Origin of the sequence: Hymenobacter sp. (genome assembly GCF_035709525.1) — a bacterium.
In the GTDB taxonomy this organism is placed as follows: Bacteria; Bacteroidota; Bacteroidia; order Cytophagales; family Hymenobacteraceae; genus Hymenobacter.
Window position 1 is genome coordinate 1 of the sequence record NZ_DASTEP010000124.1, and the last position, 15,648, is coordinate 15,648.

At 62.9% G+C, this 15,648-nt stretch carries 14 protein-coding genes; 4 read left to right on the top strand and 10 right to left on the bottom strand.

Translation table 11 applies throughout. The features are described 5' to 3' along the window. The first annotated feature begins 125 nt into the window (after positions 1-125). A complete protein-coding gene (locus tag VFO93_RS10535; RefSeq protein WP_325134332.1) occupies positions 126-626 on the top strand; it encodes a YdeI/OmpD-associated family protein in 501 nt (166 codons plus the stop codon). Between the two features lie 44 nt (positions 627-670). Here VFO93_RS10535 and VFO93_RS10540 read toward each other — a convergent pair whose 3' ends face one another. Then, positions 671-1,342 (bottom strand): hypothetical protein, encoded by a 672-nt coding sequence (locus VFO93_RS10540; protein ID WP_325134333.1) that lies wholly within the window; start codon positions 1,340-1,342, stop codon positions 671-673. Between the two features lie 297 nt (positions 1,343-1,639). Continuing rightward, entirely contained in the window at positions 1,640-2,098 is a 459-nt protein-coding gene (locus VFO93_RS10545) for a DUF2141 domain-containing protein (RefSeq protein WP_325134334.1), read from the bottom strand. Between the two features lie 128 nt (positions 2,099-2,226). Here VFO93_RS10545 and VFO93_RS10550 point away from each other — a divergent pair, with 128 nt between their 5' ends. Beyond that, positions 2,227-3,933 carry an acyl-CoA synthetase gene (locus tag VFO93_RS10550; RefSeq protein WP_325134335.1) on the top strand — a complete coding sequence of 569 codons (1,707 nt, stop codon included), beginning with the start codon at positions 2,227-2,229 and terminating at the stop codon, positions 3,931-3,933. Between the two features lie 147 nt (positions 3,934-4,080). Here VFO93_RS10550 and VFO93_RS10555 read toward each other — a convergent pair whose 3' ends face one another. Then, positions 4,081-4,683: a DUF4136 domain-containing protein gene (locus VFO93_RS10555; RefSeq protein WP_325134336.1), complete on the bottom strand. Its 603-nt coding sequence runs from the start codon at positions 4,681-4,683 to the stop codon at positions 4,081-4,083. 160 nt (positions 4,684-4,843) lie between these two features. Between VFO93_RS10555 and VFO93_RS10560 the strand changes: the two genes are divergently transcribed. Both VFO93_RS10560 and VFO93_RS10565 read left to right on the top strand, forming a co-directional pair. Beyond that, a complete protein-coding gene (locus VFO93_RS10560; RefSeq protein WP_325134337.1) occupies positions 4,844-6,175 on the top strand; it encodes an NAD(P)/FAD-dependent oxidoreductase in 1,332 nt (443 codons plus the stop codon). A gap of 247 nt (positions 6,176-6,422) precedes the next feature. Beyond that, the gene (locus tag VFO93_RS10565; protein ID WP_325134338.1) at positions 6,423-7,250 is read left to right on the top strand and encodes an alpha/beta hydrolase; all 828 of its coding nucleotides are present in this window, start codon (positions 6,423-6,425) and stop codon (positions 7,248-7,250) included. A 93-nt stretch (positions 7,251-7,343) separates the two neighbouring features. On the opposite strand, the gene VFO93_RS10570 is transcribed toward VFO93_RS10565, so the two are convergent. The 7 genes from VFO93_RS10570 to VFO93_RS10600 form a co-directional block, all read right to left on the bottom strand. Then, positions 7,344-7,961, bottom strand: coding sequence for a DUF4276 family protein (locus VFO93_RS10570; RefSeq protein WP_325134339.1), 618 nt, complete (start codon positions 7,959-7,961; stop codon positions 7,344-7,346). Between the two features lies 1 nt (position 7,962). Next, entirely contained in the window at positions 7,963-9,180 is a 1,218-nt protein-coding gene (locus tag VFO93_RS10575; RefSeq protein ID WP_325134340.1) for an AAA family ATPase, read from the bottom strand. Between the two features lie 31 nt (positions 9,181-9,211). Further along, positions 9,212-12,121, bottom strand: a complete 2,910-nt coding sequence (locus tag VFO93_RS10580) for a hypothetical protein (protein ID WP_325134341.1) — start codon at positions 12,119-12,121, stop codon at positions 9,212-9,214. A gap of 117 nt (positions 12,122-12,238) precedes the next feature. Further along, positions 12,239-12,670, bottom strand: a complete 432-nt coding sequence (locus tag VFO93_RS10585) for a DMT family transporter (protein ID WP_325134342.1) — start codon at positions 12,668-12,670, stop codon at positions 12,239-12,241. Next, positions 12,667-13,713, bottom strand: coding sequence for a sterol desaturase family protein (locus VFO93_RS10590; protein ID WP_325134343.1), 1,047 nt, complete (start codon positions 13,711-13,713; stop codon positions 12,667-12,669). The genes VFO93_RS10585 and VFO93_RS10590 overlap by 4 nt, the downstream gene beginning before the upstream one ends. Before the next feature lie 226 nt (positions 13,714-13,939). Continuing rightward, the gene (locus VFO93_RS10595; protein WP_325134344.1) at positions 13,940-14,824 is read right to left on the bottom strand and encodes an N-acetylneuraminate synthase family protein; all 885 of its coding nucleotides are present in this window, start codon (positions 14,822-14,824) and stop codon (positions 13,940-13,942) included. A gap of 209 nt (positions 14,825-15,033) precedes the next feature. Then, entirely contained in the window at positions 15,034-15,561 is a 528-nt protein-coding gene (locus VFO93_RS10600; RefSeq protein ID WP_325134345.1) for an HAD-IIIA family hydrolase, read from the bottom strand. Positions 15,562-15,648 lie beyond the last annotated feature (87 nt).

Consider the following 15,648-nt stretch of genomic DNA (forward strand, 5'->3'; position numbering starts at 1 on the left):
AGTGGAGCCGAAGCATCTCTACCGCTTCGTTGCTAGCGCTATAAGTTACTCTGCTAAAGAGATGCTTCGACTCCGCTGCGCTGCGCTCAGCATGACGGACATTAACTAACCGCATACATAATACATTGGTACCTAGCTCCCCCATCCCACTTACCACCTTCCGGGCCGTGCTCGAAGCCGGCGGCCCCAGCTTCATGCCCACCCAGATACTGGTGGTGCCCGAGGCGGCATGGCTGGCCGTGGGCGGCCGGGCCACCCGGCGCGTTATCGCTACCCTCAACGGCCACGCCGAGCGCCTGGGGTTGCTGCCGCAGGAAGGCGGCGGGCGCTACCTCCTGCTTCGCAAAGACTTGTGCCAGCGGCTGGGCCTGGCCGTGGGGCAGGCAATAGCCGTGGGCCTCGCGCCCGACCCCACCCCCGACCACGTAGACCTACCCGATGAGCTAGCCGAAGCCCTCGCCGCCTGGCCCGAAGCCGAAACCGCTTTCCACGCCCAAACCGGAGCCATGCGCCGCGCCATCGCCCGCAAAGTAGCCGATGCCAAGCGCCCCGAAACCCGCGCCCGCTACGCCGTGGAGCTAGCCGAGCGCCTGGCGCGGGGTGGGCACCCGTTTCGCAGCGCGTAACATTTAGACTTGAAAACCAAGCACTAGTCACTAAGCACCAAGCACTACTTCCAAGTGCCCTTGTTGCTGATGGCAGCCGGGCCGCAGGCGTCGAGGCGGCTCAGCCAGTGGCCGGTATTGTGCACGCGCAGGCTGCCCGTGGAGGTGAGCGGCGCCTGCCAGGTGCCCTCGTTGGTGATGGCCAGCGCCGCCGCGCTGTTGTGGATGTAACCTTGCCAGGTAGCGCCGGCCCGGTTGCGGATAGCGCCGCCGGGCAGGGTGAAGATTTCGCTTGAAAAAAGCGCGAAGTTGTTGATAGTCGGGGCCGCCCCGAAGGTATCGCCGATGTAGCCGGTCCAGCTGGCGGTGGGCACCGTGGCGCTGCCGTTGTTGATGGTAGTGGGTGCGTTGAGGTAAATCGTTTCCGAGGTTACGCTGCCTAAGTTATTGAGCACCGTGCCCCGCACGCCGCTGCTCACCACAATGGTGCCAGCCAGCGTGCCGTAGTTGTCGATGGTTACGCTGTCGCTCGTAATGGTGATGGTGCCCGCATACGTGGTGCCCGCCCCGATGCGCAGCCGGGTGCCGGCCGCTGGCGTGGCGTGCTCGGCCGCCGCCAGGCAGGTAGCGCCTTCGCGGGCCCAGCCCGCCGGCCCGCTCAACACGCTCACCAGCGCGCAGGCCCCCGCCACTAGGGGGCGGGCAGCTACGAACCAGGAGCGTGAAGAGCGTTTCATAAATAGCGGAAGGGTAGTGTGTGTTGCTTAAAGGCGCTGCAAATCTACTAGGCCAATTAGTTAATAAACAATGGAAAAAGTAAAACTACAAACGAGCTTACCTCGAAAACGCCTACCCAAACCAGCTACAGTACAATTGACTGGCGGCGGGCGCATTCTTTTCCAACTATTTTTTAGGATAAAACGTCAAAAAGCCGCGTGCCTTCTGCGGCCCACGGCTTTTTAAGTGAAATACCCGCTTTTTTCAATTTTTATGCTTTTAATGCAATTGGGCTTGGGCCAGGCCGGGCGAAGCGCCTAAAAGTCGTTCCAGTCGGTGATGCTGACCACCTGCCCCGGCCCGGCCACCGTGAACTTGCATTGCTGAAAGCTGGGGGCCGCGAGGCGCGGCTTCACGTTGTTGGAGAAAGCGAAGGGCTCGGTGGGGATGCCCAGCAGGTTTTTATCGAGCTTGTCGTTGTTGTTGAGGTCTTGCGACACGGCCACGGCCCACTCGCCGGGAGCCAGGTCGACGGGTATCGTAAGGGTGTTTTTACCGTCGGGCCGCACTACCATCCGAATGGCCATCTGCCCCGCTTTCAGAAACTTATCGGGGTGATTGTAGAAATTGAGCTTCACCGCGGAGCTGGTCGAGGCCAGGGCCGACAGCACTACCGTTACCTTTTCGGTGGCCGGCACGGCGGCGCGGGGCGCGGGCACGGCGGCCCCCAGCGCGAGGCTGCCCAGTAGCAGCGAAACCAGTGGTAGTGCGTTCATAGAAGCAAGGTAGCCAAAAAGCGTGTCCTTCCTAACTTCCGGCCGGGCGCGATTCGTTCCGCCCCGTGCCGATGCCCCCGGCGGTATGCTGCTGCTTATCAATTATTCCCACCCAACTTACTCTCCCCATGCAAGCCTATTTCCGGCGCTTTCAGCGCCTTGCCGAGGCCGGCACCTACCACGAGCTCGCCGAGCTGCCCGTGCCCAAGCCGGCGCTTTTTAACTGGGCCACCGAGATACTGGAAGGCCTGCACGTGGCCACCCACCCCGACAAGCCGGCCCTGGTGCTGGCCGACGACACGGGCCACCAAACCATCAGCTACGCCGAGCTGGCCGCCCGCGCCAACCGCCTGCTCGGCTACTGGCGCGCGGCCGGCGTGCGCCCCCAGGCGGCCGTGCTGCTGATGGTGCCCGTGTGCGCCGAGCTCTGGGATACCTACGTGGCCGGCATCAAGGGCGGGCAGGTACTGATTCCGGCGGCCAGCATCCTCACGGTGAAGGACTTGGAATACCGCTTCAGTCGCCTGCTGCCCGCCGTAGTCATTGCCGACCTCGAAAACGCGGCCAAAATCGACGCCGCCGAGCAAGCCTTGGGCCAGCGCATCGGCCTCAAAATGCTGGTGGGCGGGCCGGCCGCGCAGCGGGCCGGCTGGGTGGGGTTCGAGCACACAACGTCCTTTCCCGACCAGGCCGAAGCGGCCCCCACGCAGGCCGACGACCCGTTGTTTCTATTCTTCACCTCGGGCACCACGGGCCTGCCCAAGGTGGTAACGCACACGCACTTTTCGTACCCGGTGGGGCACCTCAGCACCGCCGCCTGGCTAGGTTTGCGGCCCGACGACCGGCACTGCAACATCTCGCAGTCGGGCTGGGCCAAGTTTGCCTGGAGCAGCTTTTTTGCGCCGCTCGGCGTGGGCTGCACGCTGGTGGTGTACCAGGGCAGCGGGCGCTTTGCGGCCGGGCCGCTGCTGGCGGCGCTGGTGCGCGAGCGCGTCACCACGTTTTGCGCGCCGCCCACGGTGCTGCGGCTGCTCGTGCTGGAAGACCTGGCGGCGTATAAATTCAGCTTCCGCGAGTGCGCGAGCGCGGGCGAGCCGCTTAACCCCGAAGTAATTGAGGCGTGGCAGCGGGGCGCGGGCCAGCTTATCCGCGACGGCTACGGGCAGTCGGAAAGCACGGCGATGGTGTACAACCTGCCCGGCGACACCGTGCGCCTGGGCAGCATGGGCCGCCCGTCGTTTATGTACGACGTCGTGGTGGCCGACGACGAAGGCCGCGCGCTGCCCGACCTGGCCGAGGGCCACCTCACCGTGCGCACCGACACGGGCCGGCCCAACGGCTTGTTCACGGGCTACTTCGGCGAGCCCGAGCGGGCGGCCAGCGTGTTTCGCCACGGCCTCTACTACACCGGCGACAAGGCCTACCGCGATGCCGACGGCTACCTCTGGTTTGTGGGCCGCGACGACGACGTGATAAAATCCAGCGACTACCGCATCGGGCCGTTCGAGGTTGAGAGCGTGCTGCTTGAGCACCCGGCCGTGGTAGAGGCCGCCGTGGTGGGCTCGCCGCACCCCATCAAAGGCCACGAAATCAAGGCCTTCGTGCTGCTGCGGCCGGGCACCGCCGCCACGGCCGCGCTGGCTACCGAGCTATTCGCCTACGGCCGCGCCCACCTCGCGCCCTACAAAATGCCGCGCATCCTGGAGTTTGTAGACGAGCTGCCCAAGACCATCAGCGGCAAAATCCGGCGCGTGGAGCTGCGGGCGCGGGCCGCCGCGCAGCGGCAGGCCGCGCCGGGGGCGCGCGAATTTTTCTATGAGAAAAAAGCAACCTAACGCTGGGTGCCAATAGCCGGCCTGCATCCTCAAGCAGCTGGTTTTTAAGCAATAACCTTCAACAAAAAAGCTTTTCCCGCCCGGAGTTCAGTAATCTCGGGCGGGAAAAGCTTGTGTGTAGTGCCGGCTAGTGGTGGGCGATGCCTACTAGCTTTTTTTCTCGGGCACCGGAAATTTATCGAGAATTTCCTTGGCGTTTTTGCTGAATTCGCTGCCGAGGCGGGCGGGGTCATCGACCGGGTCGGCGAGCGAGCCGCGCCAAATCAGGTTGTTGCTGCGGCGGTCGATGAAGTCGATAATCAGCGTGCCCTCGTTGTACTGCACCGTGCGCGGGGCGCTGTAGTAGGCCGGCGTGTACCAGGCCCCGTAGTTGATGGGCAGGAAGGCCCCGCGGTAGCCCACGGCGTAGGGGTAGGCGTAGCCGGGGCCGCCGTAGTTGTCGTACACGGTGCGCTCGGCTTTCTCCACGTAGGTGTGGGTAGTTACCAGCAGGTCGGGGTTGGCCTGCACCTGGCGCAAGCCACGCTGGGCCAGCTCGCCGGCAATGGCCTGCTTGATGCGGTCTTGCGCGATGGGGCTGTTGAGCAGTGGGTTGCGGGTGCCGTCGGTTTTCACTTCGGTATCGGCAAAGTCGAAGGTGCGGTAGCGGCTGTAGTTAACGTTGGCGCGCTGCTCCACGTTTACGGCCGGGGCGCAGGCCGAAAGGCCCCCCAGCAGCGCCAGGCCCAGGGCCAGGAGAATGGATTTCATAAGACAAACAAGAAAAAGTTGCATCTTTTTTACTGCATTCAGCCCCGCCAGGTTGCTAGCGTTCAGCCTCACCTCAGCCTAGTTTCACGTTCGGCCGGTTTTGGCGGGCGGCCGTAAGCTGCTGGGAGCGGGCGGCGCGCGTTGCCGCATTTTCACTTTTATGGACGGACTTACTAAAATCGAAGACCTGGGCATGCCGCGCGTGGTGATAGTGGGCGGCGGCTTTGGCGGCTTGCAGCTGGCCAAAACCCTGGCCGACGCGCCGGTGCAGGTAGTGCTCATCGACAAGCAGAACTACCACGGCTTCTGGCCGTTGCTCTACCAGGTAGGCACGGCGGGCCTGAACCCGGACAGCATCGTATCGCCGTTTCGCAAGATTCTCAGCGACCAGGAAAATTTTTATTTTCGGCTGGCCGAAGTCAACTGCATCGACGCGAAGGCGCAGGTAGTGGAAACCAGCATCGGGCTGATACGCTACGACTACCTGGTGCTGGCCACCGGCACGACCAGCAATTTTTTTGGCGACGAGCTGATGGCCAAGAATGCTATTACGCTCAAGAACGTGCCCGATGCCATTGAGCTGCGCAACACGCTGCTCTCGCACTTTGAGCAGGCGCTGCAAATGGGCGACCAGGAGCAGCTTAATGCCATGCTCGACTTTGTGATAGTGGGCGGCGGCCCCACGGGCGTGGAAATGGCCGGCGCGCTGGCCGAGCTGCGGGCGCACGTGTTTCCGCGCGACTACCGCGAGCTCGACCTCAAGCAGATGGACATCTACGTGGTGCAGAGCGGGCCGGTGCTGCTCAAGGGCATGTCGGCCGAGGTATCGCAAAAGGCGCTGGAGTATTTGCAGGACCTGGGCGTGGAGGTGCTGCTCGACTGCCGGGTAAAGTCTTACGACGGCTACACCGTGACGCTAAACAATGGTAAACAGCTCATTACGCGCACGCTCATTTGGGCGGCGGGCGTCACGGGCGCGCCCATTCCGGGCCTCAACCCGGAGGTGCTCTTGAAATCGAACCGCTACAAGGTGAACGAGAGCAGCCGCGTGGCGGGCTACGACAACGTGTTTGCCATCGGCGACATTGCCCAGATGGCCACCGAAAAATACCCCGAGGGGCACCCGCAGGTGGCGCAGCCGGCCATTCAGCAGGGCCGGCACCTGGGCGAAAACATCAAGCGCGCGGTGTCGGGCCTGCCCATGCTGCCCTTCGAGTACTACGACAAGGGCACGATGGCCACCGTGGGCCGCCACCGCGCGCTGGCTGACGTTCAGCTCTTTGGCCGGCAGATTCACCTTACCGGCTGGCTGGGCTGGCTGGCCTGGAGCTTCGTGCACGTGCTGGCGCTGGTGAGCTTCCGCAACCGCTTTGCCGTGTTCATTACCTGGGCCTGGAACTACTTCACCCAAGATAAGGGCATGCGCTACATCATCGGCAAGGTGAAGGCCCCGCTCAAGGAAAAGGAGGTCGAGGCCAAGGCCATTATTTAGGGGCCAGCGCCCCCGGCCAAAAAGCCCGCCAGCCCAGCGCGGTCGGCGGGCTTTTTGGCCGGGGGCCGTATATTTAACCCCAACAGGAAAATTATATAAATAATAACGGACAAGAAGTTATTTCCAAGTAAAATTCTATTGCAGACTGCAATTTCTTCTTTGCTGAGCGCAAAAAAGCTCGGCGGCTAAATCCGCCCGCGTTGGGCACTTCGTATACTTTTTCACTGCATTAAGTTCCACTACTCTTATGACTGCTACCACTACTTCTGCCCTCATTCGCAGCAACGTTACCATTTCGGGTGCGGCCAGCCCGGCCCCGGCCATGGTTTTTTTGCACGGCCTGGGCTCCGACCAAACCAGCTGGCACCGGCTGGCCCCCGCTTTTGCCGACCGCTACCAGCTGGTGCTGCTCGACCTGGTAGGCGCGGGCAAGTCGGATACGGCTTCCTACGAATACACCAAGTACGCCTCGCTCAATGCCCACGCCGACGACCTGCTGGCCGTGCTGCGCGAGCTGGACTTGCACGAGGTAATCTTCGTGGGCCACTCGGTGGCCTCCATGATTGGGGTGCTGGCCGCCATCAAGGAGCCCAAGCGCTTTGGGCGGCTGGTGCTGCTGGCGCCCTCGCCGCGCTTCGTCAACGACGCCGGCTACGTGGGCGGCTTCGAGCAAAAAGACATTCAGGAGCTGCTCGCCGCCATGGAAGCCAACTACTACGGCTGGTCGGAGAGCATGGCCCCGGTGATGACCGACGCCAACCGCCCCGAAATCGTGATGGAGCTGACCAACAGCTTCTTCCACACCAACCCGGCCATCGCGCAGCACTTCGCCCGCGTCACGTTCCTCTCCGACCACCGCGCCGACCTGCCCTTCCTCACCACCCCGGCCCTGATACTACAGTGCGCCCACGATGTGATAGCGCCCGTGGCCGTGGGCACCTACCTGCTCGAAAACCTGGCCGATAGCCAACTGGCCGTTATCGACACGCCCGGCCACAGCGCCCACCTCACCGCCCCCGGCGAGGTCATCCGCGAGATTGAGCACTTTTTGCAGGTAGCGCCGGTGTTCGCGTAGCTGGTTGTAATGAGCAATTGGCAATGGATATGGAGCGGGCCGTGCAATCGGCCTGCTCCTTTCTTTTTGGTGGAATGCCTAAGTCGGACAGCGCTAAACAACTCCCCGCAAGGCAGCCAGGCCCAGGCAGAAATACTGGAAGCTGGGCGAGGCGTTGCGGGCCGGGTCGAGGTGCGGGGCGATGGTAGTCGCCCACTCGGTTTTAGCCTTGCCGCTGGGGTAGTAGCGCCCTTGTTTCAGCACGTGCCACAGGGTTTCGCTGGGTTTGGGCAGCGCGTCAGGGTTGGCCCCTACCCGGCCGAAGTAAGCAGCTTTGAGCGCCGGGTACGCCGCGCACACGGCCGCCTCATCGCCCAGAAACCAGGCTTCTAGCTCTTCCACGGTTAGGCAGTTGAGCACCTGAAACGGGGCCCCGGCCGGCGCGGCCGCGTAGGTGAGCAAGCCCGCCGCGGCAGCCTGCTGCTCTAGCTGCGCCAGCCGGCGCGGGCCGATGGTGTCGGCATCGAGCAGCACCACGAGGCGCAGGTTTTCTTGCCCGGCCTGGGCCATGCGCCGCCGGTAGGCGGGCAAAAGGCGCGGCAGCTGGCCCAGCAAATCGTGGCAGCCCTCGAAGGGCTTGAGCCGGCACACGCAGCCCGGTAGCAGCCGGGGCAGCAGCACGCGCAGTGCGGCGGCAGCCGATTCTTCTTCCAGCAGGAAATCAATTTCCATCTCAGTGGCCCTCCGTAGCGTTGGGCGCGGCCAGCGGGTCGCCCACCTCAAAGAAGTTGCGGGTCCACAGGTAGCCCAGGGGTGAGCCTTCCTCTACCATTTCGGGGATGCCGGGCAGGTCGGCCACGCGGGTGGCCTGCGTGTAGCCGTCGGACCCGCGGTGCAGTATCCAGACTTGCGCCGGCTCCAGCGCGTTGAGGATGGCGGGCGAGTGGGTGGCTACCAGTAGCTGCCGGGTTTCGGTGGCTTTTATCAGTTCCTCGGCCAGCCGGCCCAGCAGCTGCGGGTGCAGCTCGTTTTCAGGCTCCTCGATGCCGAGCAGGCCAGTGGCATTGGGCTCGTAGAGCAGCGTGAGCAGGGCCGCCAGCCGCATGGTGCCGCCCGACATGTACTGCGCCGGCAGCGGCTTCTCAAACGGGGCATCCTTGAAGCGCAGCAGCAGCCGCTCGTCGGAGGTTATTTCGGGAATGACGTCGGCCAGGCCCGGCACCCAGGCCCGCAGCTTGTCGGCCAGGCGCTCCAGCACCTCGGGGTGCTTGAGGTGCAGGTAGTAAAACACGTTGGGCAGGTTGTCACCGTTGGGCGAAAGCTTCTCGCGCGGGCCGGCGTCGGAGTAGCCTTTGAGGTGGTCGTCGGTGAGGTGTAAGAGGCGGTAGTATCTTAATAAATCTGATAATACTTTATCCATCATACCAGCATATTCTGACAGAAATACGCTACCATACGCTAGATAAACATCATCTTGCTCTTGCAATGAACCCCAGCCAGGATTAAAATCAGTTAAATATTCAACAGGGGAATTATCTCTATTGTAAACCTTACCTCTTCGATAAAATATTCTTTGGCCACTAGTCCCATTTATCAATTTTTCGTCCTTAACCTCTACGCCATTTTCCTTTTCAATTATGGATATATTATAGATGATAGTATCGTCTGCAAGACTAAATTCTATCTGAAATTCAATACTTCCCTCCTCCCCTCGCGTCCGCATTCCCCGAAACCTATCCCGCTTTTCCCAAGCTGCTACCAGATTCCCCCGCACCGCCTCGGCCAGAAAATCCAGCGCATCCAGCACCGTCGATTTCCCGCTGCCATTGGGGCCGATGAGCACCGTGAGCGGCGTGAGGTCGCGAAATTCCACGTCGCGCAGGGCGCGATAGTTTTTGATGCGCAGGTACGTGAGGCGGGGCACGGCCGGAGCCTGGGCGCTGGTAGGCATAGAAAAGGGCTTTGCCACAAAGTACGCGGATTTAGAGCCGGATGCTGAAGGCTAGCGGCTGCACTACCACCTGCTGCAAGTAGCTGCTATACGCAACCCGCACCCCCGCCTCCAGGGGCGTGCGCAGGTGAAAGACGTTGAACAAGGCCAGCAGGTCGACGCCGTAGTTCTGCAAATCCTGGGTCACACGGCGCTGAATCGGCTGATTGTTTACCCGCACCGTTACCAGCGAATTGCCCTGGGCCAGGTCGGCGAAGGCGGTGGCGCGCAGGCGCTGCACGTAGAGAACGCGCCCCACCTGCCAGTGCGTGAAGGCCAGCGGCAGGCTGTAATCGACGCTGCCCACCGTGAGGTTGTCGAAGCTGAGGTAAGTAGTCTCGGCGCGCGGGTACGAGATGGCCGAGGTGAAGGTGTACTGGCTTTGCTGCTGGTGCTGGTAGCCGCCGCGCAGCCGCAGGGCGTGGTGCCGGGCCAGGCCGGGCAGGTAGCCGCCCGCCTGCACGCCCACCTGGCGGGCCTGCAAGGCCGTGCCGAAGGGCGTGGTGCGGTAGGTAGCCAGCAGCGTAGCCCCGCCGCGCGGGGCCACGTCGCGGGCGCTCTGGCGCAGCTGGCTGGCGTAGGCCAGGCTGGTTTGCACGGCGTGCAGGGGCGCATTGGGGGCTACTTCGCTGAGGTTGCGCAGCGTGGCAGTGTAGTTGTACACGCGCTCGTGCAGGTAGTAAGCGCTGAGCGTCAGGCTTTGCAGGTACTTGGAGCGGGTGAGCACCAGCGGCAGCCGGCCGCCCACCAGCAGGCGCGCCACCTGCCAGCGGGTGCGGCGCAGGCTATCTAGCGGCAGGGCGCGGTCGAAATAGCGGGCCGCGTTGCGCCCGCCGTAGCTGCCCTCCACGTCGAGCACCACCGGCAAGCCCTGGTAGCTGAGCGCGCCGGTGCCGGCCAGCGTGCGCTCGGTCTGGTCGTAGCTGAGGCCCGCGAAAGCCTGGGTCGTGCTCAAAAAGTCCTGCGAGCGCACGCCCACGCTCACCGCGTTGCCGGCCGGGCTTTGCACCACCCCGTAGCTAAACACCCGAAAGGCGTGCGCCAGCGGCCGGTAGCGCCGCACCCCGTAGCGCGGCCCCGCCGAATCGGGCGAGGCCAGCAGCGCCTTTATCTGCGGGGCGGCGGGCTCGCCGGCGGCCAGCTTAGCGGCGTAGGGGTCGGCGGGCGCGTCGGCGCGGGCGGGCGCGGGCAGGGCCGTCCAAGTGGCGGGGTCAAGCGGCATTTCGACCACCCGCGCGCCGGTGGCGCGGTAGTCGTGGAAGGCGAGGTGGCGGCCATCGGGGCTGATGGCGGCGTGGTAGGCGCCGAAGGGGCGGTTGGTTACCTTGTAGGTTTGGTTGGTTTTTACGCTCACCGCGTACACGTTATCCACCCCCGCTTGCGGCGAGTTGTACAGCACGTACTCGCCCCAGGGCTGCGGCGTGGTGAGGTTGACGTTGGCCACCGGCAAGAGATTAGTAGCCAACCCAGTAGCAGGGTCGATGGCTTGCAGCGTCTTACCGGCCGCGCTCAGCGCCACAGCTACCACGCGGCCATCAGGCAGCCAGCGCGGCTGCTGATACAGGTCGTTGGGCGGGTTAGGCACAGTTTGTAGCACCGCGCCCGTCGTGGCATCGAGCACCACCAGCGCGTGGTGGTAGCTGGCATCGGTACGCACGGCCACTAGGCGCGTGCCATCGGGCGAGAGCGCGGCGGCGGCGTAGCGCGTGCCGGTAGCCAGCCGGCTCACCCGGCCCGTTTTCAAATCCAGCACTTTCAGCTCCGAAAACATCTTCTGCCCCCAGCGCGGGCTCTGCCGAAACTCGGGCCACACGGCCTTGCCACCGCCCACCGACAGCATCTCCGGAATATTTACCGGCCCCAGCGTGAACACGCGCTTTTCGCGGCCGTGGCGGCCCAGCAGCACCAGCTGTGGAATGTGGCCCAGGCCGCTTTTCAGGGCCAGTATCGTGCTGTCATTGACATATTGCGGGTATTGGTACTGCGTGAAAACCCGCGTTTCGGCCTGCCCGGCCAGCTCGCGCACCGGCGTGGGCGCGGGGCGGGCCGCCTGCTCGGCGCGCCAGGTCGAGTCCAGCTCGCGCATGGTGCGCTGGTAGAGGTCTTCGACCCGCAAGCCGGTAGTGCGGCGCAGGCCGTTGGAGAACGAAAACGGGTAGAACGGGAAGCGGTAGTACTTGTCCAAGGCCCGGCTCCACACATCGGGGCCGTAGTGGGTTTTGGCGTAGGAGGTCATAAAATACCCCAGCACGTACCAGTCGGGCACCAAGTCGCGCAGCGAGCCATTCACAGCTTTCTGGTACGAGTACTGCCGCCCACTCAGCAAGTTGGCCCGCAGGCCCAGCCCGAAATACGGGATGCGCCCGCGCCCGCTGCGCGTGAAAGCCGTTTCAGTGCCCACGGCGTCGCCCTCAAAAAACCACTGCGGCACGCCCACCGCGCTCACGCCCAGGCCGCTCTCGCCCAGCAGCGGCACCAGCACCCGCCCGAAGCCCTGCCGCGCCTTATCAAACTGATTGACGTGCCGAAACTCGTGCACCACCAGTCCATCGAGCCAGTCTACGGTGCCCAGGCCCTGCCCTTGCTCGGGGGTAGTAAAGAACTCGGCGTGGCGCGGCAAAAACGTCACGAAGCCGTTGCTGACGGTCGTTTGGTTTTGCATGACCACCGCGATGGGCTTGGCCTGCACGCCCAGCGTGGCCCCGCCGGGGCCGTGCACGGCCTCCAGGCGCTGGGCCGTGCGTTGCGCCGCCGTGTCGAACCCCGCCGGGTACAGCACCCGAAAATGCGGCGTGCGCACCTCCTGCCAGCGCAGGCCGGGTGGGTTTTGCGGGATGACGGGCAGGCTTTGGGAAAAACCCTTGGTAACGAGCAGCAGGAGAGCGGGAAGGAGGCGACGCATAGCCCCGAAAGTACGGTGCAGCGCAGCTTAGTATAGGGTGCGGGGCTTGCCCCCGCTCGGCGTTGTTCGGAATAATTAGCTTCACAACGCCGGGCGGGGGCAAGCCCCGCACCCTACTTATGCCTGCTTTTCGGCTGCGGGCGCGCCCGCCGTTGCCTTCTCCGGCGCGGCCGAAAGCTTCAGCCCGATTATCCCGACCAGGATAAAGCCAATGTACACCACATGTACCCAGCGAAAAGCTTCTTTGAGCACCAGCGTGTCCACGATTTTGATACCCACCAGCGCCAGCCCCATCCAGATGGCGAAGGCCGTGGAAGCGGGAATGACGTTGAGCGCCTTCGAGAAGAAAATGACGTTACCCACGCCAAAGCCCACGTAGCAAATGGCAGGTATCAAGGCCATTATACCCGCTGTGCTCGAAAAGAACTGCGACCAATCAATGGCCTTGATATCCGCAATTTTGGTGTATTTGAGGCTGTAGTTCCAGCACACTTCCATCACGGAAGCCAGCAGCAGGTACAGCCAGGCGGGATTGAAGGACAGGCTCAAGCGACGGGGGTAGCAACGGGGCGGGAAGAATCGGCAGTGGCGGTAGCAACGACGGGCGCAGTAGGTGCAGGGTTGCCGCCGGGGCGCGGGGCGGGCACGGTTTCGGCGGGGCCCTGGTCTACCGGCCAGCCTTGCAGCACCTTGGCGGCGGGCACATGCTCGCCCACCCAGCCCAGCACGCGCCAGCGCACGCCGTGATAGGCGCGGAACACGGCCGATTTCTCGGCCAGCGCCGCCTCATCGAAGCGCACCACCGAAAAGGCGTGCTGCGCGAAGTAGTCTTTGGGGAAAGCGTAGGGCAGGCCCCAGCGCTCGGGCTTGCGGTTGGCGGGCAAAAAGGCCGTGCCAAACATCCAATCCCAGAAAGCGAATTTGGTCGAGAAGTTGGCGTAGTACACCTCTTCGTGGTCGGCGTGGTGCCAGAGGTGCATTTCGGGGCCGTTGATAACGTATTGCAGCTTACCCGATTTCACATCGATGTTGGCGTGAATGTACATGCCCCACACGGCATCAATCAGCGCCTTGATGGGCACTACTATCGGGTTGGCCCCCAGCAGAATAATGGGCGCAAACTCGATGGTTTGGTTGATGATAATCTCGACGATGTGCGAGCGCGAGCCAGCCAGCCAGTCCACGTGCTTGCCCGAGTGGTGCGCCTCGTGGGTGCGCCAGAAGAAGGCGCTGCTGTGCTGAAAGCGGTGAAACCAGTAGATATAAAAATCGTGCGTTATCACGAAAAACGCTACCTGCGCCGCCACCGGCCAGCTACTCACCACGTGAAAGCGCGCCCCAAAGTGCGCGGCCAGCGGCGCGATGATGAACCCGAAAATCAGGATTTGCAGGAAATAGCTCTGCACCAGCGTGTACCAAAAGAGGTCTACGAACAGCCCTTCGCGGAAAAACGGCAGCCCCTTGCGGTACGGAAACTTGCGCTCCAGCACCAGCAACACCGCCACCGCCAGCAGCAGGATGGGCGTGGTTATCATCGTGGTACGGCCCACCGCGTCGAGGCTATGGTAAAACGTGCTTATCGTATCGAGCATAGGGTATTCGATAATGTAGTAGCTGTGCCCCTAACTGCTGGCGCGGGGCGAATGTTCGCCTGGGCGCAAAAGGAACAGGATTATTACTGGTTAAAAATACGAATGTCATGCTGAGCGCAGCGAAGCATCTCGCGTGGCACAGTAAATCCTAACGTTAGGGTTACTGCGCCACGCGAGATGCTTCGCTGCGCTCAGCATGACATTCGCGGACTGAAAGTCCGCGCTACTAGGCGGCCGTTACCTCGCGGCGCAGGCGACGCAGGGGCTCTTTCTCACTCTCGTACACCACTTTCACGCCGTCGCCGAGGCCGGCTTCGGTGTCGCGGATGTCGCGCACAAGCTTGGCCATGCCACCGGGCTCTACGCTGGCGGCGTGGTCCGAGCCCCACATGGCGCGGTCGAGGGTGAAGTGGCGCTCTACGAACGTGGCGCCCAGGGCTACCGCCGTAACGGTGGTGCTGAGGCCGGTTTCGTGGCCCGAGTAGCCGATGGGCGTGCCGGGGAACTGTTGTTCCAGTGTTGAAATCATACGCAGGTTCAGCTCCTGGGGCGGGCAGGGGTAGGCCGACGTGCTGTGCGCAATCATCAGGTTATCAAGGCCTACGTAGGCTACGGCGTCCGTGATTTCCTGCTGGGTGCTCATGCCGGTGCTCAGCATGAGGGGGCGGCCGGTAGCGCGCACGCGGTCGAGCAGGGGCTTGTCGGTGAGCGAAGCGGAGGCCATTTTGTAGAGCACGGGCTGGAATTGCTCCATGAAATCGACCGAGGGCTCATCCCAGCACGAGGCAAACCAGTCGATGCCGCGGGCTTTGCAGTAGTCGTCGATGGCGGTGTACTCTTCGAGGCCAAACTCGGTTTTGCGCTTGTAGTCGATGTAGCTCATGCGGCCCCAGGGGGTGTCGCGCATTTTTTCCCACTGGTCTTTGGGCACGCACAGCTCGGGGGTGCGCTTCTGAAATTTTACCGCATCGCAGCCAGCGGTCACGGCCGCGTCGATGAGTTGCTTGGCAATGTCGAGCGAGCCGTTGTGGTTGATGCCGATTTCGGCAATGATGTAACACGGCTGGCCGGGGCCAATGGCGCGGTTTTTCTTGATTTGAACGACTGACATAAGTTGTAAGCTATTAGCTTTCAGCTGTTGGCTGCTAGCTATGTCCTATTCCGTAGGGGAATCGAACGGGTGAGAAAAGAAGCGAAAGTTAGCGCAATGACGCGCGCGGGGAAGTTTTATTTTAATCTGTCAGCCAGTTTTATGCATCCGCACTTGCATTGCCAAGGGCAAGCTAACAGCCAGCAGATAGAAGCGAGTAGCTAACGCTGCTACTCCGAGCCGCGATTGGGTACCGGCGCGCCGCCCTTGTGGCTGATAATGAGCTCGGCTAATTCGCGAAACGCGCCCTGCCCGCCGAAGGCCTGGCACTGGTAATCGGCCGCCTCGCGGGCAAAAACCGTGGCATCGCCGGGGCAGGCCGCCAACCCCACGAGGCCCAGAATAGCCACGTCGTTGGTATCGTCGCCGATGAAGGCTACTTCCTCGGCCGTGAGGCTCAGGCGGGTCAGAATCTCGGCCAGCAGCGGCGCTTTGTCCTTGATACCCAGGTGCAACTCATTGATTTTTAGCTTTTCGGCGCGCTTCACCACCGAGGGCGAGCGCTCGCCGGTCACGATGCCCGTGTCCACGCCCACGGCGCGCAGGCGCTCCACGCCCATGCCATCGCGGATGTTGAAGCGCTTGAGCACCTCGCCGCTTTCGCCGTAGTACACGCCGCCATCGGTGAGGACGCCGTCGCAGTCGGTGAGCAAGAGTTTGATGCGGCGGGCTTTAGCAGCTAAGTCAGCGTGCTTCATAAAAGATTGGTGCGGGAAATAAAATCTAAATTACTACCCGGCGGCGGTAGCGCCGTTGCGCGGACTTTGTAGTCCGCGTGCGTACGC

Bases quoted from the DNA above. Each gene is read 5' to 3' on its own strand.
- VFO93_RS10560 (WP_325134337.1), top strand. From the start codon at position 4,844: ATGGACGGACTTACTAAAATCGAAGACCTGGGCATGCCGCGCGTGGTG.
- VFO93_RS10555 (WP_325134336.1), bottom strand. From the start codon at position 4,683: ATGAAATCCATTCTCCTGGCCCTGGGCCTGGCGCTGCTGGGGGGCCTT.
- VFO93_RS10600 (WP_325134345.1), bottom strand. From the start codon at position 15,561: ATGAAGCACGCTGACTTAGCTGCTAAAGCCCGCCGCATCAAACTCTTG.
- VFO93_RS10580 (WP_325134341.1), bottom strand. From the start codon at position 12,121: ATGCGTCGCCTCCTTCCCGCTCTCCTGCTGCTCGTTACCAAGGGTTTT.
- VFO93_RS10575 (WP_325134340.1), bottom strand. From the start codon at position 9,180: ATGCCTACCAGCGCCCAGGCTCCGGCCGTGCCCCGCCTCACGTACCTG.
- VFO93_RS10565 (WP_325134338.1), top strand. From the start codon at position 6,423: ATGACTGCTACCACTACTTCTGCCCTCATTCGCAGCAACGTTACCATT.
- VFO93_RS10590 (WP_325134343.1), bottom strand. From the start codon at position 13,713: ATGCTCGATACGATAAGCACGTTTTACCATAGCCTCGACGCGGTGGGC.
- VFO93_RS10550 (WP_325134335.1), top strand. From the start codon at position 2,227: ATGCAAGCCTATTTCCGGCGCTTTCAGCGCCTTGCCGAGGCCGGCACC.
- VFO93_RS10595 (WP_325134344.1), bottom strand. From the start codon at position 14,824: ATGTCAGTCGTTCAAATCAAGAAAAACCGCGCCATTGGCCCCGGCCAG.
- VFO93_RS10545 (WP_325134334.1), bottom strand. From the start codon at position 2,098: ATGAACGCACTACCACTGGTTTCGCTGCTACTGGGCAGCCTCGCGCTG.
- VFO93_RS10540 (WP_325134333.1), bottom strand. From the start codon at position 1,342: ATGAAACGCTCTTCACGCTCCTGGTTCGTAGCTGCCCGCCCCCTAGTG.
- VFO93_RS10570 (WP_325134339.1), bottom strand. From the start codon at position 7,961: ATGGAAATTGATTTCCTGCTGGAAGAAGAATCGGCTGCCGCCGCACTG.